The organism is Bacillus sp. PS237, from assembly GCF_037963345.1.
GTDB classification, from domain to species: domain Bacteria; phylum Bacillota; class Bacilli; order Bacillales; family Bacillaceae; genus Bacillus; species Bacillus subtilis.
The window spans coordinates 1,378,561-1,403,178 of record NZ_CP150156.1 but is presented as its reverse complement, the minus strand read 5'-3'; the positions used below and the strand labels follow the sequence as shown (position 1 = coordinate 1,403,178).

Below are 24,618 nucleotides of genomic sequence, written 5' to 3'. Positions count from 1 at the left end.
TTTTCATCAGACCAACTTTTTTAACTTAATAAAATGATATGTCGGCCGTGAAAAAAGGGAACGTGCCATATGTTTTATTTTTCTTTATAGGAGATTCGCTCGATGTTTAGCAAAAATGCTTTGATCTCCGTTTTGCTTCCGGCGTATCCTGTTAACGCACTGTTTTTGCCGATCACTCTGTGGCACGGGACAAAAATCGGCAGGTCGTTACGTTTATTAGCCTGCCCGACAGCGCGCACCGCTTTCGGACTGCCGACAGCAGCGGCAATATCCGCATAGCTTCGGGATTCGCCATATGGAATCCTCTCCAGCGCTTGCCACACTTTTTGCTGAAAAGGAGTGCCCTTTTGGCTGAGCGGCAGGGAGAATGTCTTCCTTTCGCCTGCGAAATATTCTTGAAGCTGTTGTTTCGCTTCTGCAAGATTAGGTGTTTCCTTATGCTCAGTATTCTGAACCGTTTCTTTCCAATCCACCCAATCTTCCTGACTGAGAAATAGACGAGTGATCCGGTCCTCCTCTTCGGCAATGATAAGTTCACCGAGCGGCGTTTCGGCTGTCGTATAGTAGTTCATTCATCATTCCTTCTTTCTTCAGCATTCTGTCTGACAGGAAGCGTAATATGGAAAACGGTGCCCTTCCCTTCTTCACTTTCTACCATAATCTCGCCTTGATGTTCTTCAATAATTTTATAGCTTACCATAAGCCCAAGTCCAGTTCCCCGTTCCTTTGTCGTATAAAACGGTTCACCAAGTCGCTTTAATTTATCTTCTGTCATTCCGATTCCCTCGTCTTTTAAGGAGATTAGAACATGATCTTGATCCAATGCCTTTATCGTTACAAAAATATTTCCGCCGTCAGGCATCACTTCGATGGCGTTTTTTAATATATTGATAAAAACCTGTTTCAGCTGATTCGGTTCACAGTAAATCGGGGGAATGTCGTCAATTAAATCAAGTTGCATTTGTACATTGCTGAGATTGGCTTGCGCATTTAGAAGGTCTATCGTGTCCCTCATAATTTGGGTAACATGTTTTTCCTCATACATAATGGCCTGGGGCTTGGCTAAAATCAAGAATTCGGTGATGATGGATTCGATGCGCTTTAGTTCTGAGGTGATCACGTTGAAGTAAAGGGCGTAGTCTCCCTCGACACTCCCTTTCAGAAGCTGAATGAAGCCTTTAAGAGCAGTCATCGGATTTCTGATTTCATGAGCAATACCGGCTGCGAGTTCGCCGACAACATGAAGGGTATCTGATTTGCGCAGGCGCTCCTCCAATTCTTTTCGCTCTGTTACGTCTTTAAAGATAGCCAAGTTCATATTTTGAATAATATTCCGTTTAAATGAGAATTCGAGTTTTCTGTTATCACCGCTGCTCAGCAAAAATGGAATTTCGTTGTCCATTTCATCAAAATTAATCTGCCTTGCCGGTGATGCCAAATTTTCTATTTCATAAGCAGAAATAATATCTAACAGGCTGTGCTGTTTGATCTCTTCATGTGACAGGCCCAAAATATGGCTTGCTAACGGGTTGGCGTCGATGATCCTGTATTGATTGTCGAACAATACATTGCCGTCCATTGATCCGTTGAACACTTTTCTGAATTTCAGCTCGCTTTCCCGAAGCTCCTTTTCCATCCGCTTTCTGTCGCTTACATTTCTTAAGATCGTCAAATGCTGATTTTCAAGGATTGTCCGTTTTGAAGTAAATTCAAGCTCTTTGAATTGGCCGTTCCCCATTTGAAACAGCAGCTCTTCTCTGATCTCTCCGTATTTTGCGTATTTCCTCTTCGTTATGCTGTATTTCTGCTGCGAGTCAACGAGAAAATCACACAGCTTTCTTTTCAACAGCAAATTCATCGGCAGCTCAAAAATTTTACAGGCTGATTGATTCGCTTTTACGATTCTTCCGTCATTCGACCAGATGATGATGGCGTCCATTGCATTTTCAAAGATTTCTCTGAAGCGCTCCTCACTTTTAAAGAGCTGCAGCTCCATAGACCGCTTCTCTGTGATATCCCTCATAATGGACATATAAAAACCGCTGATGATGTTTGATGTAATCGTGAATTCAAATAGTTTTTGAACTCCTGAACGAAGCTTGACAGGCAGCTCCCCCTTCGCTTTTCCCTTGCGGTTGAGCGCCTTCCAGATATTGTCGAAATCTTTTCGTGAGCCGCTGTCTATGAACTCATACAAAGATAAATGAGACAGCTCATTATGATTGATTTCAAAGCTTTTACAAAAGGACAAATTTGCATCAATAAAACCGCCATCTTTATCAAACAGGACGATTCCGTCAACTGCTCTGTCAAACAAGTCCTTAAAAAGCTGTTCATTCATAGAGAATTCCCGCTCCAGAATCTTCTTAGAAGATATGTCCCTCATGACAACAAAAAAGAAATCCTCACCAATACCTCTTTTGGCCAGAAACTCTATGTATTTTGTTGCCCCGCAATCAAGCCTGATCGGAACCTCCTTCCACAGAAAGCCTTTTTTAAAAAACTTCTTTACGGAAAGATTCAGTTCATCCTTTGGGATTGAAAACAAAAAATCCAAAACAGAACGCTTTTTCAAATCTTCCGAGTCAACTTGAAGCATCCTTTCTGTTGCTTCATTTGCCTGAACAATCCGCATTTCGTTATCACAAATAAAAATAGCATCGAGCGTATTGTTGACAATCACTTGATGCTGATTCAATTCCTTTTTCAGTCGCGCGTTTTCTTCTTTGAGGCGATTCAGTTCCTCTCGCAGCTCCGAGTTTGTCTGGACACCAAGAGTTTCCATGCATGTACACTCCTTCTTCAAAACCTATCCCTCAATATTTCTACAAAATGCGGGAACTTCCTTCATTTGCCCTATAAATTTCAGAAAATTTCAGCGTCATTACATTACGAAGACATTTTCTACGATCCTTACCGTCACTTTACATCGACCTAACAATCAGCATTTTTTTAGATTCCTTTTTCATCTTTTATTTTAAAATATGTACCAGCAGGGAATAATCTCTTAGTGACTGATGAAAGAGAAGGTGATGCTATGAGTAAATCGCGGGACAGTTATTTCGATAACGCAAAATTTTTATTGATATTCCTTGTTGTATTCGGTCATATCCTTCGTTCCTTTATTAATGATAATCATTTTATGCTCTACCTCTACAAGTTCATTTACACATTCCATATGCCTGCATTTATTCTTGTATCCGGTTATTTCGCGAAAGGCTTTAAACGGGCGGGATATGTAAAAAAGCTGGCGGTCAAGCTGATTATTCCGTATTTGATTTTCCAAATTATTTATTCCGTCTTTTATTACATTATGCAAGATGAAAGCATGGCAAATGTGAACCCGATTGATCCGCAATGGTCGTTATGGTTTCTTGTAAGCTTATTCTTTTGGAACCTGCTCCTATATCCTTTTTCAAAGCTTTCAAAGCAGTGGGCGCTGTTTGTCAGCTGCGGAATCGCCGTGCTGATCGGTTATCTGGACTTTGTCAGCAGCACGCTGAGCTTGTCACGGACATTCGTATTCTTACCGATGTTCCTTGTCGGTTTTTATTTAAATAAACATCATTTTGATTTATTGAGATCAAAACGCGGCAAACAAATTGCGCTCGGAGTGCTTGCCGCAGTATTCGTCATCTGCTGGGGCATCGATTTTGACTATTCTTTTCTGTTTGGTTCAAAACCGTATTCTTCATTTGGAGACGTTACCCTGGTAAGCGGACTATCCCGAATCGGCTGGTATGTACTCGCCTTTGGGGCAACCTTCAGCTTTTTAGCGCTCGTTCCGCAAAAACGGTATTTCTTTACCAAATGGGGAACCCGGACATTTTACGTGTATCTGCTTCACGGGTTTATTATTAAGACATTACGGCAGGTCGGGCTTGAGGATTGGCTTACTGACTATCAAAGCTTAGTGATCCTCTTGCTTTTAACAGCAGCCCTGACATCAGTCCTCTCCAGCAACTTTGTTAAGACAGTCGCTCAGCCATTCATTGAGCTGAGGATGACAAGCTTATTGCAATTTGTCAGAGGAACGGGCAAAAATGCTTATTTAAAATAGAAAAAGCACCTCTTAAGCGGGACGCCGCCTAAGAGGTCTTTTTTATTGTTGTTTTTTGTTTTTTTCTTTTTTCTTTTCAGGCTTGGTGACTTCCAGCGTTTCGATGATCTTTCCGGCATTGTAATCCCCGAGTTCACTTGAGAATTCTTCCTCCAGCACCTTTTTATTCATAGGCTTTTTATGATTTTGCATGTCTCTGCTATGACGGTTTTTCTTCACAATTACATGCCTCCCTGCTGGCCCTGTTTGGAATTGCGGTTTGCCCCTCTAAAATTGGGGTCGTCATGATATTGTGTCTTATATGAATTGGGGTCCATGCTCTCGGTAGGTGTATTGTTATTTTTAATGGCTTCATTCACTTCAGCTTTACGCTTCATACGAATCCTCCTCGCCAATTTTCAGACATTTTAAGATGCAGGAGCGTAAATTGCACCTGTCGGAGTTAGGTTCTCCAACTGAACAGGAGGCACACATCTTTTTTTTGGTAATCAAAAAACACCGCAAAATATGCGGTGTTTTGCCTATCCGATAATCACTCTTTCCTTCGGATAGTGATAATTCGCTTCAATTTCCTTTCTTCCGATCAGATACAGGAAGGTCAAGATGCCGATTCGCCCGATAAACATGACAATCATAATGACGCATTTTCCAACACTGCTCAAATCTGCCGTAATTCCAAGCGATAGGCCGGTTGTACCGAATGCCGAGCACACTTCAAACAAAAGCTCCAGCAGGGAATGTTTTTCTGTAATGGTCAGAATGAGTGTCGCGCCAAAAACGAGCAGGATCGCCATCATCGTGACAACAAGCGACTTCATCAAGTCAGCAGGGTGAAGCTCCCGTTTGAATACCTTTACGGCCTTATTGCCGCGGGCAAAATGAAACAGCGCAAGAAGGTTCAAAGCAAAAGTCGTTGTCCTTATGCCTCCCCCGACTGAGCTTGGCGACGCTCCAATAAACATCAGCGCACAAATAAAAAAGAGTGTGGAATCTGATAATTGGCTGATATCGATTGTTGCCAGCCCCCCGCTTCGGGTTGCCGTTGATTGAAACAGGGACAAAAACAAAATATCATGCCATGATTTTCCTGCGAACGCATGGTTTGCTTCCAGGGCAAAGATGCCAATGGCTCCAAACAAGACAAGTGAGCCGAACGTAATCGTCGTGATCTTTGTAAAAAGCGTAAATGGATAACGCCGATGCTTTGAAAACAGGAAATCCTTTACTTCAACAAGCACGGGAAATCCAATCGCTCCAAATATAATTAAAAGCATTGTAATAAACTGCACAAAGTAATCGTGGCGAAATGGAATCATCGAATTACCGGTAATATCAAATCCGCCGTTTGTCGTTGCACTGATACTGGCAAAAAATCCGTGTAAATAGGCTTCCTGATAGGAGTCATAGTAGGTTAAGAAATATGTGCCGAGTATCAGCCCGCCAAAAAATTCAATCCACAAGATCAGAAACAGTACCTGCTTCATCAGATTGACAATTCCTGAAAACTGGGATTGGTTTTGATCAACCATAATCAGCTTCCGTTCTTTCAGCCCGATTCGTTTTCCCATGATCAGCCAAATGAACGTTCCGAGCGTCATAATTCCGATTCCGCCAAATTGCAGAACAAATGCTAATATAAAAATCCCTATTGTGCTGAATGTATCAGCTGTATCAACAACTGTCAGCCCCGTTACACTGACTGAACTGACAGCTGTAAAAAGCGCATCAATAAACGTCCAATCCGCCCCCGGTTTATGGGCCGCCGGCAAACTCAGCAATATAACGGCCACAGTAACTGCAAGAAAATAATATAATGCGATCAGCTGGGCCGGTGACAAGGCCTGTATCAATTTTCCAAACTTTAATCTCATGTAAAATCCTTCTGCCTCTCTTTTTAAGTACGGTAATTATTCTAAAGATATTAGGTCCATTTTTAAAGGCTTTTACGAAACATTTTCTTAACTTGCTTATTTTTTTATGATTTTAGTCAATGGATAAAATAAAAAACCTCTGAGAATTCTCTCAGAGGAACAATGTGTTTGTATTATTTAGCTTCCAGCCGTCTGATTCGCTCATCTAAATCAGGATGAGTAGAGAAAAGTGAAGAGCGCTTCTTGCCATTAATCTTTAACGTTTGGACAGCTGTCTGATCGTCTTCCAAAATCCGGGAAGAATAGCTTTTAAGCGTCCGCAGCGCATGAATCATCTTGTCCTTGCCGGCAAGATCCGCTCCTCCCCTGTCAGCATGGAATTCACGATGGCGTGAATACGCAAACACAACCAGGCTGCCAAGTATCGAAAAGACAATCTGAAAAATAATCATTGCAATAAAATGAACGATCGGCGCTAGATCTTCTTTGACAAAACGGCTTGCTATCCAAGCGGCGATACGCGATAAAAAGACGACAAAGGTATTAACGATACCTTGTAAAAGCGTCATTGTTACCATATCACCATTTGTGATATGCGCGACCTCGTGGGCAAGCACACCTTCAACTGCTGCGTCATCCATCTGCTCCAGCAGCCCTGACGATACTGCGACAAGTGAACGGCGTTTTGACGGTCCAGTCGCAAACGCGTTTACTTCAGGTGAACGGTAAATCCCGACTTCCGGCATTTTCGTTAAACCGGCAGAGCGGCTTAATCTGTGAACACGATCAACCAATTGCTGTTCCTCATAGCTGAGCGAGTGTTTTTTCGGATTCAGCACTCTGACGCCCATCATCGTCTTTGCCATCCATCTGGATATCGCAAGAGACGTAAAGGAACCGACAAATCCAACGACTAAACTGAACACAAGAAGCGCCATTGGATCGATACCGCCATCAGCTGTAAAGTACGTCCCGACTCCTGTAACAGAGCTTAAAACAGACAAAACGATCCCGATTGTTGTAAGCACCAAAATATTCGTTAGAATAAACAGAAAAATTCTTTTCGCCATAACAACCTCCGTTATTTTAAGTTCAAAAGAACCCGTATATTTAAATTATAAAACATCCATTTGAAAATGCAAGGAATTCGACGTATGATGTTAATGTAATTTGCTGACGCTTGAATTTTGAACTTATACATAGACCTATATCCGCGTCAAATTGTTTAAAGAGGTGAACAATGAACATTTTTAAACTCTCTCGAACCGATATGGTGCGGCTGCTCTATTCCCTAAAAGGACAAGGAGAACATAGCCCGCTCGACATTCTCGTCCAATCAGCGAACATGTCAGCAGAAAAAGCAGCCAATCATCTAGAAATTCCTGAATTTCTTACAAGATACGAACGAAAAAAACAGAAAAAAGAATACGGTCTGTCTACAAATGAAATCGTAGAGCTTGGCAACTTATGCGAGCTGACTTCGTTAAAGTCAACCGCGATTCAAAACTGGGTAAAGCGTGATATCAAAGATCTGATCGGACACCCTGAGCTGGGCAAAAAATACTCAATTGAACAGGCAGTTATTCTTTTAATTGTACGTGATTTAAAATCCATTTATGACTTTGAACACATACGGGCTATTTTAAAAGTGGCCTTTAACACAATCTCAGACAGATCTGATGATGTCATCAGCCCGATTGCTTATTATGAAAGCTGCGCATATGTGCTTGATGCCATCCATCACCAAGATACTCCTTCTATGAAAGAATCAAATCTGCAGGAGATCGCCGAACAGGAGACAGAGCGTCTCCGTCACCGTTTTGAAGAACTGAATGACAGCCAATGGCTTAAAATCAGACAGATTATCGCCATTACAGTCCTCTCCATTTTGACATTCCATATTCAGGCAACCGCACATAAAATGACAGCAGACATTCTATAGTCTGCGCCACCCCGGCTCAGAGGCCGGGGTTTTATTTTTCTCCACAACAATTGCCAGCATAAATAAACCCCGTATATTTCAAACTAAATACGCGTTAAGAATTTCTTTATCGAAAAAGGAGATGAAAAAGATGGCGAGCAGAAATAAACTCGTTGTTCCAGGGGTGGAGCAGGCACTAGACCAATTTAAACTCGAAGTGGCTCAAGAATTCGGTGTGAACCTTGGTTCTGATACAGTCGCACGCGCTAACGGCTCTGTAGGCGGAGAAATGACAAAGCGGCTGGTACAGCAAGCACAATCACAATTAAATGGCACAACTAAATAAATTCAGGTCTTTATTCGCCGGGGGCACTCGGCGAATCTTCATTTTTAGCTGAATGATTATCACTGCTGTAGCCGTTTGGATTACGTCGGTCTGAAGCGTTATCCCTTCTGGACGAAGAACGGTTCTTGCCTTGTTCACCATTGTTCCAGTCCCTGTGATATTGGCTTTGGCCCTTGTCAGCGCCGTTATTTTCATTTCCTTTATCTTGAGGATCTTGTATTGGGGTTTGCTCATGGTCCCCATCTTTTTCGGTATTTGTGTTTTCATCTGATTCCTTTATTTTTTTATCTTTGTCACTATCATCAATCTGGTCATCCGCTTTCTCTTCTTTCTGGTCTCCGGAATCCGCATCATTCAGCTGTTCATTATCTCCTTGCTTGCTGTCCTGGGTGTCAGTTTGATCGGTGTTTTCATCCTCATTTTCATCACTCTTTTGATCCTCTTCCCCGGATGGTTTGCTGGAGTCATCTTTTATATCTTTATTGTCATTCTTTTCATTTGATTTGATGTAGCTGCCTGTTGAGACGCCTTCTTTCTTCGCTTTTTCCCTCGTTTGCATATCTGACTCGAGAGATTCCATGCGGTATGTCGTTTTATATTTTTCAGTCACATCATTCAGCTGTTTTTTCACAGCCTTTTTATATGTATTGTCTTCTGTGTTTTCATAAACAGTGGAAATCAATATTTCTTTCGATTTTTTTACATACCCGTGTTCACTGCAGTCGGTTATAATATCGTCAATCACCTTTTTAAAATCAGTCTTCTCCCAATCATCTATATCATTCACGACTTTCTGTCCCTCATCGTTTAGAGGCGTCAGTTCAATCACTTCATAATCGCTGTTTAACGCCATTTCGACGCTTGGATTGATATCGATTGTCATATACGCATAGGCCTTATTATTAGAAAAAACGGGGAGAACTATAAAAATAAAGAGCATAATAGCAGTCATCGTAAAAATCCCCATTTTGAAAGGGCGCAGTTTAAAAAAATCAAAAAAGCTGGCCCTTCTGCCCATGCGTGTTTCACTCGGAAGCATGATTTCTTCTCCGATTTCATAGCTGTGTCGATCATTTTTGGCTTTTAAAAATTGTCCGTCAGGGGTCAGCAACGTGACGAATTTTTTATTTTTCTCTACTATAATCCCTCTTCTCATGAGTGCAGCACCCCTTTAAGATAATCTTTTAAATAAATATAATCACCCGTAATGATAATACACATCGCAATAATATATTTTCTGTTTCTCTCAATCGTTTTTCGGCTTACAGAGACAAGCTGTTCAAGCTGTTTGACCGGAAGCTGCTTCTTTGTATACAGGATAGCGGCCAATTCTTCATGTTCAACAAGCGTCATTGCCACCTTTATGGCGTTTTGCCTTGCATCCGTGTGTTTTGGAGAATTTTCAAGCAGTTCTTTAAACGATAAACCATAATCCTTGAGCTGCTTTTGAAAATAGAGGATTTCCTCCCGCCTCTGCTCCTGTTCAATCTGACGGCGGTATTCATCAATGGAAAGCTCGGCTTCAATCAGGCTTTGTGATGACTCCTGATCGTCTCCTTCCTGTAAATCGATATTTATATTTTGTGCGCTTCTGGCTTCTTTTCTAATGTAATCAATGACTTTTCTTTTTATAATAAGCTCAGCAAATGCGAGCAGAGAATTTCCTTTTTCAGGTGAATATTTTTCTATAGCTTCATTAAACGCGATCAGTCCAATACTGAACTCATCGTCTTTTTCATCTATATATCGTTTACAAACGGATGAAACCGTCTTTGCGATAAATGGCTTATATTGCTGTATTAATTCATTTTGCAGATCTTTATTGCCTTTTTGTATACTCTCAACAGCTTTTTCAAGTGTTTGCTTCTTTTTTCCCAATTTAAACAAAAGGCTAAGCACTGGTTTCACCTCAGTTCCTCCCTATAACTACTCATTAATGATAGCTAATTTGATAGGGATTCGCAAAGGAGAAAAAGAAATATTGATTTCCAATGTCTCAATTATGACAAACCATTCTGACGTTCTATACATGATTTCGTGCCTTTCTAAAGAATTAAGGGGGTTTTATGCGTGTTTTTTGTAACAAAGATGTTATAAAAATGTTATTTTATTTCGCTTATGAAAACGCTTCAAACACAAAAAGACTCTGCTTTTAAGCAGAGTCTTTCAGATTACGCCCGTTCACGGGTGCTGTTTTTTTGTTCGTTTTGTGCACCCTCCGGCTGTTTTTTCCCACCTGACATAAACCAGCCGCAAACCGCGATTGCTGCTAAGACACCCCAGAATATCAGCTTCCATGTTCCAGAATGGATAAAGTGCTCAGAAACAACCGCTATGTCGCGATGGGCAAGCGTATATAAAGCAAGCTTCACTCCGACCCAGCCGACAATCACAAAGGCTGCTGTTTCTAGGCTTGGACGTTCCTTTAATAACTTCACAAACATGGAAGCCGCAAACCGCATGATCACCAGTCCGATGATACCGCCGGCCAAAATGACGAGAAATTGTCCTCCGTCAAGTCCGCCGATCTTCGGGAGTGATGTCCCAGGAAGTGTAACCGCCAGCGCTACTGCTGCTAAGATGGAATCAACAGCAAACGCGATATCTGCCAGTTCAACTTTTAAAACAGTCGGCCAAAAACCGCTTTGCTTCGTCTCTTTATGTGTGTCTTCTTTCTTAAATACATATCTTTTCAATAAGTGGCTTGCTGAGATATACAGCAAATAGATCGCGCCAATCGCTTGAACCTGCCATACGTTGACCAAGAAAGAAATTGCAAATAAAGAGCCAAATCGCAGAACAAAAGCCCCTGCCAATCCATAAAATAACGCTTTTTTTCTTTTTTCCTCCGGCAAATGTTTTACCATTACCGCCATAACCAGCGCGTTATCGGCGGCTAAAATCCCTTCCAGCCCGATCAAGACGAGAAGAACCCAACCATACTCTAATAATAATGCTGCATCCATAAATGATACCCTCCCAAAAAAGTTGTTTTCTTTCTCTTCATCCGATCTTATGCCGGCCGGACCATGCAAAAAAGACCTTTGCCGACATAAGGCAAAGGTCTTGCTAGACATGAATTCAGGCATGCCAACAAAGCCGATGGATACAATCCATGAAATGACGACTTTGTTTCCGGAATACATTCCGGACGCTACTCCCCTTTGGGATTTCAAGAAATATGATTTTATACGTCAATAATATGCGCAGCGCAGTGATTTGTCAACGTTTATTTTTCAAAAATACAGATAATTGTTCGGAGTGCGTGCGTTTCTTCCTCTTTTTCATCAGTAAGTAGAGCAGGAACAGCGCCAAAATCGCTATCCCGATCGGAAGCATATATTGATCAAGAATAGAGCCGACTGCCTTCCAATTTTCACCGAGCTTCACACCGAGATAAACATATACAAATGTAATCGGAAGCATAGCAATGAATGTATAAAGCGAAAACACCCAAACATTCATTTTTGCAATTCCGCACGGTATGGAAATCAATGTCCTGATACCAGGCAAGAAACGGCCGCTGAAGGCGACAAAGCCCCCATGTTTTTTGAAAAAATTATCTGACTTATCAAGCGCTTCAGGTTTAATAAAGAGATACTTCCCAAAACGTTCAAGAAACGGCCTTCCTCCGTACCGGCCTATCCAATACAGCGTAAGCGGACCGGCCACTCCTCCAAGCGATCCTGCCAAAACAACGCCAGCAAGTGTCATATCGCCTTTAGATACCCAATAGCCCGCAAGCGGCAAGACGACTTCGGCCGGAATAAACTCAATGCTGAGCGCTAGAAATATTCCAAAATAAGATAAGCTTTTAAATGCTTCAATCCATGACATAACCAGCTCTTCGATAGCCACCAACTCCCTTGTTTCATGTTTATGTATCATACATTTTTCTCTTTTCGGAAAACATCAAGATGATTTTAACACATTTTTCACGGTCAGTTGAACTAAAAATAGATCTCCCTCGTATTTCTATCGTTTTGAAGGCTGAAACTCTGCGGTTAAGCAGCCGATAATAAAGAGAGTCAACAAGACTGGAACACACGATACGGGGGGAATCTCCATTTGGAAATACACGTTACATATAATACGACTCTCATATGTTTATCTATTCTAATTGCCTGTACCGCCTCGTATATTTCCCTTGAACTTTCAAGGAAAGTCACCATCAATACAGGCTTAAAAAGTAAAATTTGGCTGATCGGCGGCTCACTTATTATGGGATTCGGTATTTGGTCAATGCATTTTGTAGGGATGATGGCCGTCCATATGGAAATGCCGATGGAATATGAATTCATGCCTTTAATGGCAGCCATTGGCGCATCTGTTTCGGGATCATTTGTGTCATTATATTTTGTCAGCCGGCACATTCTTACATATTACAGACTGCTTACCGGATCAGTTGTGCTTGGCGCATCTATTGCTTCTATGCACTATATCGGAATGTCTGCCATTTCCCGGGTAATGATTATTTACGAACCTATTTTATTTACAGTTTCAATTATCATTGCGATTGCAGCCTCTTTCGTCTCGTTAAAAATATTCTTTGACTTGGCCGTAAAAAAACATTCTGAGCATCTTATATTCTATAAAGGCGTCAGTTCAATTGTAATGGGCATTGGGATTTCGGGCATGCACTACACAGGGATGCTTGCGGCAACTTTCCATAAGGACATGGCTCCGCCCGGAAGCCATATGGAGGTGCAAACGTTTCATTGGTCAATTTTTGTTACTTTAATTATTTTTTGTATCCAAACGTTATTGTTATTCAGTTCCCATGCAGATCGAAAGTTTATTAAACAGAGCGAACGCATAAAGGATAACGAACAGCGATTTCAGTCTTTAATCGTCCACAATATTGATGCAATTTTTATTTTATCATTAGAAGGAGACATAATATCTTCCAATCACGCTGGTGAGGAAATGATCAGCAAATTTGGCTTCAGCATGCATGACTGGAGGAATTACACATCACTGAAGGTTAAGCGCCTTTTTGAGCAAGTTAAAAAAGATAAACAAGCGATGAACAGCGATAGCGATCTTATCACTGAAAAAGGCCAGTTTCACTTAAATATTACGCTTATACCTGTTGAGGTCAATCAGGAACTAGACAGCATTTATGTCATTTGTAAAGACATGACGAAGCAGTACAAAGCAGAAAAAGAAATCCATAGAATGGCTCATTATGATTCGCTTACAGACTTACCTAACAGAAGGCATGCCATCTCTCATCTAACAAAGGTGCTGAATCGCGAGCATTCCTTGCATTATAACACTGTTGTATTCTTTCTTGACTTAAACCGGTTTAAAGTGATTAACGATGCATTAGGGCATAATGTCGGTGATCAATTGCTTCAGTTTGCAGCTAAACGCCTGTCATCTGTAGTCCCTGATAACGGATTTATCGCCCGTCTTGGCGGTGATGAATTTATTATTATATTAACAGACGCCAATACAGGAACAGGCGAAGCAGATGTTTTAGCAAGAAAAATTATCCAAAAATTCAAAAAACCTTTCAAAATTCAAGATCACACCCTTGTCACATCTGTCAGTATCGGGATTGCGATATCTCCAAAAGACGGGACGGATGGCCTTGAATTGATGAAAAAGGCTGATATGGCGATGTATGCGGCTAAAGAACGAAACAAAAGCAAATACAGATACTATTCTTTTTCAATCGGCAACAAAGAAACCGTTAAGCTTAACCAAGAGATGGTACTCAGAGAAGCAATCGAAAACGATAGATTTGTCTTGCATTATCAGCCGCAATTCAGTGTGAAAAAACAAAAAATGACAGGAGCAGAAGCACTGATACGCCTTGTGACACCAGACGGGCAACTGCGTCCGCCCGGAGAATTCATCGGTGTTGCAGAAGAAACGGGACTTATTATTGATATCGGAAAGTGGATTATAGATGAAGCATGCAAGCAGGCAAGGATTTGGCATGACAAAGGCTATGATCTTTCTGTCGCCATTAATATTTCCGCCAGACAGTTTCAATCTAAAGATCTGATTCCCCTCATCAAGGATACGCTTAATAAGTACCAGCTTCCTCCGCAGCTTCTTGAAGTGGAGGTGACGGAAAGCATGACAATGGACAATCTCAATCACTCCAAAAAGGTTTTGTCATCCCTAACAGAATTAGGAATCAGAATCAGTATTGACGATTTCGGTACTGGTCACAGCTCTCTTAGCTATTTGAAGGACTTCCCGATTCACAGGCTGAAGATTGACAAATCATTTATTGACGATATTCAGACCCATCCTAAATCAGAGCAAATTACCGGAGCTATTATTGCCATGGGGCATCAGCTGTCTTTGCAGGTGATTGCCGAAGGTGTGGAAAATGCAGCTCAAAAGCAGCTTCTTTTTGAAAAAGGCTGCGACCATTTGCAGGGCTTCTTTTTCAGCAGGCCAATACCTCCGGAACAATTCGAACAATTCATTATTGAACAGCCGTCGCAATAACAGCGCCGGCTTTTTTTCACCCATAAGTTACTACACATGAATCGTACTCCTTCTCTTCACACTAAAGAAAAAAAGGGGTTTATCGATATGCATACAATGTGGAAGGGATCGATCAGCTTCGGATTAGTAAACATCCCCATCAAGCTATATGCGGCCACAGAAGATAAAGATATTAAACTGCGCAGCCTCCATAAAGAGGATCACGCACCAATCAAATACGAGAAAGTTTGCACAAATTGCGAAAAAACTCTTAGTCCTGATGAAATTGTGAAGGGATATGAATATGTAAAAGGAAAATATGTAGTGCTGACAGACGAAGATTTAAAAAGCTTAAAACAGGAGCATGAGGAGAAAGCAGTTGAGATTGTTGACTTTGTTCAGCTTCAGGAAATTGATCCGATTTATTTTAACCGCTCCTACTTTGTCGGCCCCGGGGATAATGGGACGAAGGCCTATACCCTGCTGCGTGAGGCGCTGCGCTCAACCGGAAAGATCGGTATCGCCAATATGACAATCAGGTCAAAGCAGCAGCTGGCGATTCTCCGCGTTTATGAAAATTGTATCGTCATGGAGTCTATCCATTATCCCGATGAGGTCAGAAGCGCCGCTCAAGTCCCAGGTGTACCTGATCAATCGAATGTAAACGATAAGGAACTGCAAACTGCTATCACATTAATAGATGAACTGACTGCTAAGTTTGAGCCTGAGAAATATGAAGACACGTACCGACAGGCGCTGCTGCAAAGAGTCAACGACAAGCTAGAAAATAAAGAAACGGCTGTCACTCCTGATAAAGCGCCACCTCGTGAAGATGTCATTGACCTGGTAAGCGCTCTGCAAGCCAGCATCGACAGAACCAGAAGGCCGAACCGGGAGACACCGGCTGCCGCACCTGCACAAGCCGCTGAACCGAAAGGAGCCGGAGATAAAAAACAAAAAACAACTAGAAAAAAAGCCTCCGGCACATCATAGCGCATGGCGTTTACCATGCAGCCGGTCTTAACTTCGTCACCGCCAATCGGAGCAGAATGGCGTTACGAAGTAAAATATGATGGGTACCGCTGTATTCTCCGCATCCATTCTTCAGGTGTGACCTTAACCAGCAGAAATGGTGTGGAGCTCAGCAGCACCTTCCCTGAAATCACACAATTCGCCAAAACTGCCTTTCAGCACCTAGAAAAAGAGCTTCCGCTGACACTTGACGGTGAAATCGTATGTTTGGTGAATCCCTGTCGTGCAGATTTTGAACACCTTCAAGTGCGGGGGCGTTTGAAAAGGCCAGACAAGATTCAGGAATCGGCAAACGCGCGGCCGTGCTGCTTTCTCGCCTTTGATTTGTTAGAGCGAAGCGGAGAAGATGTAACGCTTCTTTCGTATTTGGACCGCAAAAAATCGCTGCGTGAACTCATATCCGCAGCAAAGCTTCCTGCATCTCCAGATCCTTACGCAAAAGAAACCATTCAATCCATTCCCTGTTATGATCATTTTGATCAACTCTGGGAGATGGTAATAAAATATGACGGAGAAGGAATTGTAGCGAAGAAAACAAACAGCAAATGGCTTGAAAAGAAGCGGTCGTCCGATTGGCTCAAATATAAAAACTTTAAACAAGCTTATGTTTGCATAACAGGGTTCAACCCTAACAACGGGTTTCTGACGGTATCGGTGTTAAAAAACGGAATAATGACACCGATTGCCTCTGTCTCGCACGGAATGCGTGATGAGGAAAAAAGCGCTATACGCGAGATTATGGAACAGCACGGACATCAAACACCCTCAGGCGAATTTACGCTTGAACCTTCGATTTGTGCAGCTGTTCAATACTTAACAATTCTCCAAGGCACATTAAGAGAGGTATCGTTTATCGGTTTCGAATTCCAAATGGACTGGACCGAATGCACGTATGCGCAAGTCATACGACACTCCAAACCGGTTCACCCAAAGCTCCAGTTCACAAGCCTGGATAAAATCATATTTGAAAAGAATAAAAAAACAAAAGAAGATTTTATTCAGTATATGATTGAAGTCAGTGACTACCTGCTCCCATTTCTGAAAAACCGGGCTGTCACCGTCATCCGCTATCCGCATGGATCTAGGAGCGAATCATTTTTCCAAAAAAACAAGCCGGACTATGCGCCGGATTTTGTTCAGTCTTTCTATGATGGAAGCCATGAACATATTGTCTGTGAGGATATGTCTACATTGCTATGGCTTTGCAACCAGCTTGCTTTGGAGTTTCACGTTCCTTTTCAAACCATTAAAAGCAGGCGTCCGGCTGAGATTGTCATTGATTTAGACCCGCCTTCGCGAGATGACTTTCTTATGGCCGTGCAGGCCGCAAATGAACTGAAGCGGCTGTTGGATTCCTTTGGCATCACATCGTACCCGAAGCTGTCCGGCAACAAAGGCATCCAGCTTTATATTCCCTTGTCTCCCGAGGCATTTACGTATGAAGAAACACGCCAATTTACGCAGCTGATCGCAGAGTACTGCACCAATGCATTTCCCGAGCTCTTTACCACTGAACGCTTGATTAAAAACAGACACTGCAAATTGTATCTTGATTATTTGCAGCATGCAGAAGGAAAAACGATTATCTGTCCCTATTCAACGAGAGGAAATGAGCTTGGGACTGTTGCAGCCCCGCTCTACTGGCATGAGGTGCAATCATCTTTAACACCCGCTCTGTTTACAATTGATACGGTCATCGATCGAATTAAGAAGCAGGGCTGCCCATTTTTTGATTTTTACCGCAACCCGCAAGACGAACCGCTTAGCGCTATATTGCATCAGTTGAAGAAAAAGAGCTGACTAATGAAGTCAGCTCTTTCCGTGTTTAACTGTACTTTTTTTCTAACCGCTCTTTTTCCTGGCGCTGAAGCGGGCTCAGCTGTTCATTATACAAATCAATATCAATCGCGTATTTCGGCCGTCTTTTCACTTCAGAAAAAATCGTTCCAATATACTCTCCGATGATTCCAATTCCCATCAATTGCAGCCCGCCCAAAAACCAAATGGATATGATAAGAGACGCCCAGCCTGCATTCGTATGGCCGAGCAGCTTTTGAATAAACGCGCCAATCCCTGCCACAGCGCTGAGGAAAAACAAAACAAACCCTAAAAGCGTAAAGAATCGAATTGGTGCGACACTGAATGAAGTAATCCCGTTAAAAGCGAAGGATAGCATCTTTTTCAGCGGATATTTCGTTTTGCCGGCAAAGCGTTCCTTGCGGTCATACAAAACTTCGGCCGATTTAAAGCCGATCATGGGGACAATACCTCTTAAAAACAGATTCGCTTCCGGATAACGCTCAAGCTCTTCAAGGGACCTTTTATTCATTAAACGAAAATCAGCATGATTATAAATTAATTTAATCCCAAGTTTATTCATGAGACGATAAAACCCTAACGCGGTCGTGCGCTTGAAAAAGGTATCGGTTTTTCTGCTCCGGCGTACACCGTAAACGATCTCGCAGCCCTCATGATATTTCAGCATAAAATCCCGGATCACAGAGATGTCGTCCTGAAGATCAGCATCGATCGAAATGACGCAGTCTGACCTATTCTTCGCTTTATGCAATCCGGCTAAAAGCGCTTTTTGGTGGCCGACATTGCAGGCTAATTTTAAGCCGGTAACCTTCTTGTTTCTTATGCTCTCCATAGCAATCAAAGCCCAAGTGCGGTCTTTGCTGCCATCATCGACAAACAGAATTTTACTGTCTTCAGCAATTAATTTTTCTTCAATTAAATCATCTACAACCTCTGTCAGCTGATGGCTTGTTTCTTGAAACACTTCCTCTTCATTGAAACACGGGACGACGATGGTTAATACTGGCTGTGACTGTTTCAATCGATATCCTCCTTATCTTGTTTCATATAAATAAATGCGCCAGGCGGAATCTTTATGGTCAAACGTCTTTACGAGCGCGAGATGGTTTTGTTCAGCATTCATGATCGGAACTGAAGAAAAAATGTACCGTCCACCCATTTTTTTAAATACATCTGTATTTAATTGAAGGTTGTTGATCGTTTTCTTCGAGTTCTTTTTGAAATCATATCGTTTACCGAGTTCATCGACAAAAAGGTAGCAGCGGCTGCCCCATTCATCAAAGTATTGTTTCAGCCGAGAATTTTTTTCCAGCTCTTTTTCGATGATTTTTCTAAATTCATATTTATATGAGAGCGGATACAGATTGTTATACGTATCTAACGTATAAAACCCGTTATATTGGGCGATAGACGGATGCAGTCCGATGCTCGCCACCCTATACGAATCTTGCGGACGTCCGATATATTCCTTAATCTCTTTGAATTGCTCTGATGCATAAAACTCCCTGAATGTCGGCGCGTTGTAATGAACACCATACGTATATTCTTCATTAAAAGGCGCCAACACCATCAGCTGTGCAGCGACTGCGGCGTACACAAGCCATTTCCATCCTTTCCCCATCCGCCAAATGAGATATAAAGCAAGCGCAAAGCTCACGTATATAACAAGCGGCCGAAGAAAATGAAAACGGGCAAAATTAAATTCTGCTAAAAAAGCAAATTTCTGCTTTGGAACAGCCCAAATTTTGTTGAACCAAAACGCATACCATAATGACAACCCGTAATTAAGCACACATAAAAACAGATAAACATTTTCTGGCTTTGTCCGATTTCGTTTGAACAGCAGAGCAGCAAATACGACCATCAGGATCGGAAGGATGACAACGGTATGAACGGTCATCACATGATTATGGCCATAGACAAAGTTTTTTATGGATAGTCGAAGAGAATGCCAAACGTCATGCCTAGATGAGATAAATTCGATACGATGCATCGGTGCGTGCTCAAACAGCATCGAATAGACAAGCCGATATTCAACGAAAAGATAGATACTCGTCATAAATGCAATACTGCCTAAGAACATCAAATTCCATCTTCTTTTTGTAATGGCATCATACAGCCAAAAACACGCCATCCCTGCCAGGAAAAAGAAGAAGCCTAGAACAAAGCTTGAGTATAGAGGGAGCAAGCCCAGCGTCAGCCACTCTCTCCATGAGATATCCCCTTTTCGGATATTTAAAAAAGCCCACAGTGCCAAAGGGTACCCAAGCGTACTCAGCATTCCCGAAGGCCAGAACGGTGTTAAGGCAAATGCAAGCGATACGCCAATTCGGATGAAAGCCGCTTTTGGTTCCGGGATTATATGTTTCTTCAGCAGCACATACATTCCAAAAAAAGCGACAACTCTTGTAACCGTCTGGCTTATTGCATAGGCGGTCATGGAAGAAAAGAAAGCATGGAGCCAAACAATTCCGCTCCACTCGGTGCCAAAGGCATCCCGGGGCAGCCCGTTAATGATTTGCGGAATGGCAGCGTCAACCTTGCCGACGATTTCTCCGCTATCGGCCAGAACCTTGTACCAAGCGATGTTGGAATCTAAATTATCGTGGACCCGGATATGGGCATCTTCCTTTAAAATAAAAAGCGGGGATACATACAATAAAAGAAGAAATAATGCGATCCAGAGATAATATGTTTCTTTTTTTTGTTGTCTCATCAATCGTAACATTGCTTACACATCCATTTGTTATTCTGACTCCGTCGGCATGTTCTGCCTCATGTGTCAAAATTTATTATCCCTTTTCCCTTCCAAATCATTCATCATATGACAATCCGTTTTTCAACCTGTCTCTACCCATTAATTCCCGCTATCCATAGGGCTTGATCACTTACTATACTGATAGAAGGGAGGGGATATATTTTGTTTACAATCTTACTTTCATTGGCCATACTCGTATTTGTGCCATTTCTATATAAAGCGAACCGCAATACAAAAGATGTGAAAGTCAACACCATTTCAATCGACCAAAAAGACGGCCTTCCAGCCAGAAAAAAATTAAATATCCTTCATTTATCTGATCTTCACTTGGAAAACATTTCAGTCTCACCTGAGGAGCTGTATCATTTAACAAAAGATCAGCCTGTGGACATCATTGCTCTTACCGGGGATTTTCTTGATCGGAAACGTAATATTCCGAAACTGGCAGGTTACTTGAACGCCTTGCAAAAGCTAAAGCCTGCATATGGAATGTACGCGGTGTTCGGTAACCACGATTATGTATTGAAAGAAGAGGACTTTCAGAGATTGAAGCGAGTTTTAGAGGAAAACGGCTGTATCACGCTGCAAAATGAACATGTTCGAATCGAGACGGCTGCAGGACCAGTCAATATTATCGGCATTGATGATTACAGTACGAATCGGAGTAATATCACCGGCTCTTATCAAAGTCTGGAAAATGGCTATCATCTTGTCTTAACACATGACCCAAATATTATTCTGGATATGAAAGATGTTCATTATGATTACCTGCTGTCAGGGCATTTTCACGGCGGGCAAATTCACTGGCCAAAACCGTATCATTTGGTGAAAATGGGAAAGCTCGTGCGAATGAACATGATTAAAGGCCTTCATTATCATCACGATAAACCATTTTATATCAGCGAGGGCTTGGGACAAACCGGCGTAAATATCCGTGTCGGAAGCCGCCCTGAAGTGACATTTCATCAGATTTAATCAAAAAAGACTGTGCTGACCGAGGCATCAGTCTTTTTTTTGATAGGTTTTCTGCAGCTTTTCTTTTGAGATAAACAAATAGGATGAATTCGGTAAATGCCGCAAGCTCACAGGCTTTGAAGTCAAATATAAAATCGGCACATGAGACACTTTTTTAAAGCATCTGTAAAAAGGGTTCACCGGGGTGATCACATCAAAGCCGAGCCTTTCCACACCTTTGTCAAGCATTGTAATCCCAATGATTCCTTTGATTTTCTCGCTTTTTTTATGATTGTTGATATAGTCAAGAAGAAGCGGCATCGATTGATATACTTTCTGATAAATAATGATTCCCTTTCTGACTGCGCTCTCAATGCTTTGCAGCTCCCTGATCAGCTTTATGTTATGCAGGTGGATTTTAACGAGCACATCATTTTTTCTTATATGCGTTCCGTCGCTAAGCACGACATGATGTCCTTTGTACTTCGTCAGCCTGACTCGAAAAACGCTTTTTTGATCGTTGTCAATCAAGCTTAGCCTTGAAAAAAAGAAATAAATCGGATCAACCACTCTCCATATGGAAAGGAAACAAGTTTTCATCTTTTCACCTTCCTTATGATCAAAAACACCCTTATATTTTGTGAACGTTCTCCTCAAAATATAGTTGCCATATTTTTTTAGGAGGACTGTCATGAAAAACATTCTCATTTTTCCTTTTTTAAGCATTTCCACCGGCCATCATCATGTGGCTGATGCATTGCAGGCTGAATTAGAGTCTCAAGGGCTGGCAGCTGAAAAGATTGATATCTTTTCACATTCGTATAGGCGGTTAGAAAAATTGTCCTCCGTGGCTTATTTAAAATGGATTCAATATTTCCCGAAAACGTACAGCGGCATTTACAGGCTCCTCGCCTGCGGAGAATTTCAGCATGACAAACGCTATTTCATGTACGAATGGCTGTTCACACAGCAAATGAGGCACATCCTCCAAGAAAAACAGCCTGATATCGCCTTCTGCACACATGCGCTGCCTTCTTATCTGCTGAACCGACTAAAGCCTGAATATCCGAATCTGACGGTTGTGAATGTATACACTGATTTTTTCGTGAATCAATTATGGGGACGGAAGAACATTGATTACCATTTTGTTCCGAGCACGGAAGTAAAGAAGCAGCTAATATCAGAGGGTATCGATCAGAACAACATATACTTGACCGGCATTCCAGTTCACCAAAATTTTGAAATGGAATCAGCAGATACCTTGCAGCACCACCCGCCATATACCATCATCATCACAGGGGGCAGTATGGGGGTCGGTGGGATTTTAAAATGGGTGCAGGAACTGTCGCCAGGCGGAAAGATCTTATACAAAATATTATGCGGCAGAAACGAAAAGCTCTACTCCTATGTCAAAAGTTTACACCACCCCTTGATTGAGGCGATTCCTTACCTTCACAGCAAAGCAGAGATGAACCGTTTGTACGAACAGGCGACAGGCATCATGACTAAACCCGGAGGCGTGACCATCAGTGAATGCTTACAGAAACGGCTTCCGGTATTTATTTATCATGCACTGCCGGGACAGGAGGAAATGAATTTAAACCTTCTACATGAAAGGAAACTCGTCACAGATATGAGAAACTGGGACATGCAGAAAGCAGAAGAGTATATCGCGGCATTTTTTCAATCGAACGAACAGATGAAGGAGTATAAAAAACACGTCAATGGATACCTTGGCGAAATGTCTGATAGGAAGATTAAAGATGTTTTAAAAAGAATCATATGGAAACAAAAAAACACTCTCCTGAAATAGAGAGTGTAGAATAGTTAACGAAACAGCAAATGCTGGCTGTGTATGCCTGCTTTCTTGAGCAGGACGATCAGCTGGTCCTGTTCATCAGGCGAAAGACCTGAAAACGCTCTCGCAATACGCAGTGCATGAATCGGATAAATTTTATCCAAATACTCATTTCCCTTGTCAGTTAAATGTGCGTAAACAGAGCGTTTATCTTTCGGGTCCTGCTCCCTTACTAAAAACCCGTTTCTTTCTAGTTTGTCAATAACATATGTGACGTTTCCGCTTACAAGCAGAAGTCTCGACCCAATTTGCTGTAATTTTTGCGGGCCTCTTGTGTACAGGAGTTCCAGTACAGCAAATTCAGTGGGATTAAAACCGTGCTCTTTGCTATCACGGATACTATGTTCGGACACACTTTTGAAAGCCCTTGCAAAAACTCTGTACAAATTCATCGCACGCTCAACTTCTTCTTCGTTAAACGATAATCTCATCATATCTACCTCGTATATAGGATTTTTATAAAAAAATAATGAAAACCCTTACATATAATAAGAGTTCAGTCCCTTACTATACGTATTCGCTATAATTCGAGAAATTCCTTCTAAAAGCAAAAAAATCCTTATACATTATCTTGTATAAGGATAATTTTTATGATTTGTAATGCTTCGAAAGAAATAAGCGTATTCTTTCCGAAGCTCAGAAATCGTCATTTTGTTCATGACCTCTTTATTATAAACCCCTATCTGATAGAGTTTTTCAGAATAATGGCGTCGTTCTTTTTCTAAAGCGGATTTCAATAAATTACTCATAGCGTCCTCCTTCATTTTGAGGTATCCTATACAAAAGATACTCTTTTTAAATGAACGTGGTATGAATCTAATGTAAAGAATTTATGTTTACGAAGATTTTCGGTATTGTCCGTTTTGAACCGATCTTAATAATTGAAAAGCCTGTTCTCCGGCAAGCTGCATAAACGTCTCCAGCATTTCATCACGCTTGATATCCAACTCTATAATTTCTTTTGCCAGTGAGACTGCTTTTTCTTCCTCCATGATTATCCTTCCTCCTCGTTTGATTCGTTACATAAAGGATAAAACGCGCTTGGGTGTTACGCATTATTCTTGTTAATTTTTCTTCCGTATTTTTTCAAAAATCTTCTATTTGATGTTAGAAAATATGACAAGCGTCAGGTTTTTTCTCTTTGTTTTTTATATACTATTATCAAAAGACATCCAGGGGTGGAAAAATGACCACAGAAGATCATTCTTATAAAGACAAAAAAGTGATTTCAATCGGAATTGTGAGTGAATTGACAGGATTGTCCGTAAGACAGATCAGGTATTATGAGGAACGAAAGCTCATTTACCCGCAGCGTTCTTCAAGGGGGACAAGAAAATACTCCTTTGCCGATGTGGAGCGGCTGATGGATATCGCCAATAAGCGTGAAGACGGCGTACAGACGGCAGAGATTTTAAAGGATATGCGCAAAAAAGAACAGATGTTAAAAAACGATCCGCAAGTGCGGAAAAAAATGCTGGAGGGGCAGCTTAATGCTCACTTTCGGTACAAAAACCGTTAAATAATAAAAGTCCGGCTCGCAGTTGAGACGG

At 41.6% G+C, this 24,618-nt stretch carries 25 protein-coding genes; 9 read left to right on the top strand and 16 right to left on the bottom strand.

What is annotated here, in order from left to right; translation table 11 throughout:
* Positions 1–74: 74 nt before the first annotated feature.
* Both ogt and kinE read right to left on the bottom strand, forming a co-directional pair.
* Positions 75–572: a methylated-DNA--protein-cysteine methyltransferase gene (ogt, locus tag NST22_RS07345; RefSeq protein ID WP_003232502.1), complete on the bottom strand. Its 498-nt coding sequence runs from the start codon at positions 570–572 to the stop codon at positions 75–77.
* On the bottom strand, positions 569–2,785 hold the full coding sequence (kinE, locus tag NST22_RS07340; RefSeq protein WP_003232504.1) for a sporulation two-component system sensor histidine kinase KinE: 2,217 nt from the start codon (positions 2,783–2,785) through the stop codon (positions 569–571). The genes ogt and kinE overlap by 4 nt, the downstream gene beginning before the upstream one ends.
* A gap of 252 nt (positions 2,786–3,037) precedes the next feature.
* On the opposite strand from kinE, the gene NST22_RS07335 reads away from it, so the two are divergent.
* Complete coding sequence (locus NST22_RS07335; RefSeq protein ID WP_003245573.1) at positions 3,038–4,060, top strand: acyltransferase family protein; 1,023 nt, start codon at positions 3,038–3,040, stop codon at positions 4,058–4,060.
* Positions 4,061–4,102: 42 nt separating this feature from the next.
* Here the strand turns inward: NST22_RS07335 and NST22_RS07330 are convergent, their stop codons facing one another.
* From NST22_RS07330 to htpX, 4 genes are all read right to left on the bottom strand, one after another.
* The gene (locus NST22_RS07330) at positions 4,103–4,279 is read right to left on the bottom strand and encodes a hypothetical protein (RefSeq protein ID WP_003245411.1); all 177 of its coding nucleotides are present in this window, start codon (positions 4,277–4,279) and stop codon (positions 4,103–4,105) included.
* A 2-nt stretch (positions 4,280–4,281) separates the two neighbouring features.
* Entirely contained in the window at positions 4,282–4,437 is a 156-nt protein-coding gene (locus tag NST22_RS07325; protein ID WP_003232510.1) for a hypothetical protein, read from the bottom strand.
* Between the two features lie 144 nt (positions 4,438–4,581).
* Positions 4,582–5,931, bottom strand: a complete 1,350-nt coding sequence (gene ktrD / locus NST22_RS07320; RefSeq protein ID WP_003244672.1) for a Ktr system potassium transporter KtrD — start codon at positions 5,929–5,931, stop codon at positions 4,582–4,584.
* 173 nt (positions 5,932–6,104) lie between these two features.
* Positions 6,105–7,001: a protease HtpX gene (gene htpX, locus NST22_RS07315; protein WP_003245353.1), complete on the bottom strand. Its 897-nt coding sequence runs from the start codon at positions 6,999–7,001 to the stop codon at positions 6,105–6,107.
* Between the two features lie 170 nt (positions 7,002–7,171).
* Between htpX and htpK the strand changes: the two genes are divergently transcribed.
* Both htpK and sspD read left to right on the top strand, forming a co-directional pair.
* The gene (gene htpK, locus NST22_RS07310) at positions 7,172–7,873 is read left to right on the top strand and encodes a transcriptional regulator HtpK (protein ID WP_003245220.1); all 702 of its coding nucleotides are present in this window, start codon (positions 7,172–7,174) and stop codon (positions 7,871–7,873) included.
* Between the two features lie 130 nt (positions 7,874–8,003).
* Complete coding sequence (gene sspD / locus NST22_RS07305; protein WP_003218568.1) at positions 8,004–8,198, top strand: acid-soluble spore protein SspD; 195 nt, start codon at positions 8,004–8,006, stop codon at positions 8,196–8,198.
* 10 nt (positions 8,199–8,208) lie between these two features.
* On the opposite strand, the gene rsgI is transcribed toward sspD, so the two are convergent.
* From rsgI to NST22_RS07285, 4 genes are all read right to left on the bottom strand, one after another.
* Positions 8,209–9,354 (bottom strand): anti-sigma-I factor RsgI, encoded by a 1,146-nt coding sequence (gene rsgI, locus NST22_RS07300; RefSeq protein ID WP_003244727.1) that lies wholly within the window; start codon positions 9,352–9,354, stop codon positions 8,209–8,211.
* A complete protein-coding gene (sigI, locus tag NST22_RS07295) occupies positions 9,351–10,106 on the bottom strand; it encodes an RNA polymerase sigma factor SigI (protein WP_003245855.1) in 756 nt (251 codons plus the stop codon). Before sigI ends, rsgI begins: the two co-directional genes overlap by 4 nt.
* Positions 10,107–10,369: 263 nt before the next feature.
* Entirely contained in the window at positions 10,370–11,344 is a 975-nt protein-coding gene (locus NST22_RS07290) for a TerC family protein (RefSeq protein ID WP_009967096.1), read from the bottom strand.
* A gap of 76 nt (positions 11,345–11,420) precedes the next feature.
* Positions 11,421–12,086 carry a DedA family protein gene (locus NST22_RS07285; RefSeq protein WP_009967095.1) on the bottom strand — a complete coding sequence of 222 codons (666 nt, stop codon included), beginning with the start codon at positions 12,084–12,086 and terminating at the stop codon, positions 11,421–11,423.
* A 180-nt stretch (positions 12,087–12,266) separates the two neighbouring features.
* Between NST22_RS07285 and NST22_RS07280 the strand changes: the two genes are divergently transcribed.
* Genes NST22_RS07280 through NST22_RS07270 form a run of 3 tightly spaced genes read left to right on the top strand, consistent with a single transcriptional unit; the run spans position 12,267 to position 17,480 of the window.
* A complete protein-coding gene (locus tag NST22_RS07280) occupies positions 12,267–14,669 on the top strand; it encodes a bifunctional diguanylate cyclase/phosphodiesterase (protein WP_009967094.1) in 2,403 nt (800 codons plus the stop codon).
* 36 nt (positions 14,670–14,705) lie between these two features.
* Positions 14,706–15,641 (top strand): Ku protein, encoded by a 936-nt coding sequence (locus NST22_RS07275; RefSeq protein ID WP_010886496.1) that lies wholly within the window; start codon positions 14,706–14,708, stop codon positions 15,639–15,641.
* A gap of 3 nt (positions 15,642–15,644) precedes the next feature.
* On the top strand, positions 15,645–17,480 hold the full coding sequence (locus NST22_RS07270) for a DNA ligase D (protein WP_010886495.1): 1,836 nt from the start codon (positions 15,645–15,647) through the stop codon (positions 17,478–17,480).
* A 25-nt stretch (positions 17,481–17,505) separates the two neighbouring features.
* Here NST22_RS07270 and NST22_RS07265 read toward each other — a convergent pair whose 3' ends face one another.
* Together NST22_RS07265 and NST22_RS07260 are read right to left on the bottom strand one after the other, a co-directional pair.
* Complete coding sequence (locus tag NST22_RS07265; RefSeq protein ID WP_003245533.1) at positions 17,506–18,519, bottom strand: glycosyltransferase family 2 protein; 1,014 nt, start codon at positions 18,517–18,519, stop codon at positions 17,506–17,508.
* Between the two features lie 12 nt (positions 18,520–18,531).
* A complete protein-coding gene (locus tag NST22_RS07260; protein WP_003245165.1) occupies positions 18,532–20,226 on the bottom strand; it encodes a DUF6044 family protein in 1,695 nt (564 codons plus the stop codon).
* Between the two features lie 192 nt (positions 20,227–20,418).
* Here NST22_RS07260 and NST22_RS07255 point away from each other — a divergent pair, with 192 nt between their 5' ends.
* Positions 20,419–21,231, top strand: a complete 813-nt coding sequence (locus NST22_RS07255) for a metallophosphoesterase (RefSeq protein ID WP_003245342.1) — start codon at positions 20,419–20,421, stop codon at positions 21,229–21,231.
* Between the two features lie 27 nt (positions 21,232–21,258).
* Here NST22_RS07255 and NST22_RS07250 read toward each other — a convergent pair whose 3' ends face one another.
* Entirely contained in the window at positions 21,259–21,810 is a 552-nt protein-coding gene (locus NST22_RS07250; protein WP_003245777.1) for a hypothetical protein, read from the bottom strand.
* A gap of 91 nt (positions 21,811–21,901) precedes the next feature.
* Here NST22_RS07250 and NST22_RS07245 point away from each other — a divergent pair, with 91 nt between their 5' ends.
* Positions 21,902–23,023, top strand: coding sequence for a glycosyl transferase (locus NST22_RS07245; RefSeq protein ID WP_003245161.1), 1,122 nt, complete (start codon positions 21,902–21,904; stop codon positions 23,021–23,023).
* A 14-nt stretch (positions 23,024–23,037) separates the two neighbouring features.
* Here NST22_RS07245 and NST22_RS07240 read toward each other — a convergent pair whose 3' ends face one another.
* The 3 genes from NST22_RS07240 to NST22_RS07230 form a co-directional block, all read right to left on the bottom strand.
* Positions 23,038–23,502, bottom strand: coding sequence for a MarR family transcriptional regulator (locus NST22_RS07240; protein WP_003232536.1), 465 nt, complete (start codon positions 23,500–23,502; stop codon positions 23,038–23,040).
* A gap of 132 nt (positions 23,503–23,634) precedes the next feature.
* Positions 23,635–23,817: a stress response protein YkoL gene (gene ykoL / locus NST22_RS07235; RefSeq protein WP_003245766.1), complete on the bottom strand. Its 183-nt coding sequence runs from the start codon at positions 23,815–23,817 to the stop codon at positions 23,635–23,637.
* A gap of 87 nt (positions 23,818–23,904) precedes the next feature.
* Positions 23,905–24,060 (bottom strand): hypothetical protein, encoded by a 156-nt coding sequence (locus NST22_RS07230; RefSeq protein WP_003232538.1) that lies wholly within the window; start codon positions 24,058–24,060, stop codon positions 23,905–23,907.
* 194 nt (positions 24,061–24,254) lie between these two features.
* On the opposite strand from NST22_RS07230, the gene tnrA reads away from it, so the two are divergent.
* Positions 24,255–24,587 carry a MerR family transcriptional regulator TnrA gene (tnrA, locus tag NST22_RS07225; protein WP_003232541.1) on the top strand — a complete coding sequence of 111 codons (333 nt, stop codon included), beginning with the start codon at positions 24,255–24,257 and terminating at the stop codon, positions 24,585–24,587.
* Positions 24,588–24,618 lie beyond the last annotated feature (31 nt).

Bases quoted from the DNA above. Each gene is read 5' to 3' on its own strand.
- ogt (WP_003232502.1), bottom strand. From the start codon at position 572: ATGAACTACTATACGACAGCCGAAACGCCGCTCGGTGAACTTATCATT.
- kinE (WP_003232504.1), bottom strand. From the start codon at position 2,785: ATGGAAACTCTTGGTGTCCAGACAAACTCGGAGCTGCGAGAGGAACTG.
- NST22_RS07335 (WP_003245573.1), top strand. From the start codon at position 3,038: ATGAGTAAATCGCGGGACAGTTATTTCGATAACGCAAAATTTTTATTG.
- NST22_RS07325 (WP_003232510.1), bottom strand. From the start codon at position 4,437: ATGAAGCGTAAAGCTGAAGTGAATGAAGCCATTAAAAATAACAATACA.
- ktrD (WP_003244672.1), bottom strand. From the start codon at position 5,931: ATGAGATTAAAGTTTGGAAAATTGATACAGGCCTTGTCACCGGCCCAG.
- htpX (WP_003245353.1), bottom strand. From the start codon at position 7,001: ATGGCGAAAAGAATTTTTCTGTTTATTCTAACGAATATTTTGGTGCTT.
- htpK (WP_003245220.1), top strand. From the start codon at position 7,172: ATGAACATTTTTAAACTCTCTCGAACCGATATGGTGCGGCTGCTCTAT.
- sspD (WP_003218568.1), top strand. From the start codon at position 8,004: ATGGCGAGCAGAAATAAACTCGTTGTTCCAGGGGTGGAGCAGGCACTA.
- rsgI (WP_003244727.1), bottom strand. From the start codon at position 9,354: ATGAGAAGAGGGATTATAGTAGAGAAAAATAAAAAATTCGTCACGTTG.
- NST22_RS07290 (WP_009967096.1), bottom strand. From the start codon at position 11,344: ATGTATTCCGGAAACAAAGTCGTCATTTCATGGATTGTATCCATCGGC.
- NST22_RS07285 (WP_009967095.1), bottom strand. From the start codon at position 12,086: ATGATACATAAACATGAAACAAGGGAGTTGGTGGCTATCGAAGAGCTG.
- NST22_RS07275 (WP_010886496.1), top strand. From the start codon at position 14,706: ATGAATCGTACTCCTTCTCTTCACACTAAAGAAAAAAAGGGGTTTATC.
- NST22_RS07270 (WP_010886495.1), top strand. From the start codon at position 15,645: ATGGCGTTTACCATGCAGCCGGTCTTAACTTCGTCACCGCCAATCGGA.
- NST22_RS07260 (WP_003245165.1), bottom strand. From the start codon at position 20,226: ATGTTACGATTGATGAGACAACAAAAAAAAGAAACATATTATCTCTGG.
- NST22_RS07250 (WP_003245777.1), bottom strand. From the start codon at position 21,810: ATGAAAACTTGTTTCCTTTCCATATGGAGAGTGGTTGATCCGATTTAT.
- NST22_RS07245 (WP_003245161.1), top strand. From the start codon at position 21,902: ATGAAAAACATTCTCATTTTTCCTTTTTTAAGCATTTCCACCGGCCAT.
- NST22_RS07240 (WP_003232536.1), bottom strand. From the start codon at position 23,502: ATGATGAGATTATCGTTTAACGAAGAAGAAGTTGAGCGTGCGATGAAT.
- ykoL (WP_003245766.1), bottom strand. From the start codon at position 23,817: ATGAGTAATTTATTGAAATCCGCTTTAGAAAAAGAACGACGCCATTAT.
- NST22_RS07230 (WP_003232538.1), bottom strand. From the start codon at position 24,060: ATGGAGGAAGAAAAAGCAGTCTCACTGGCAAAAGAAATTATAGAGTTG.
- tnrA (WP_003232541.1), top strand. From the start codon at position 24,255: ATGACCACAGAAGATCATTCTTATAAAGACAAAAAAGTGATTTCAATC.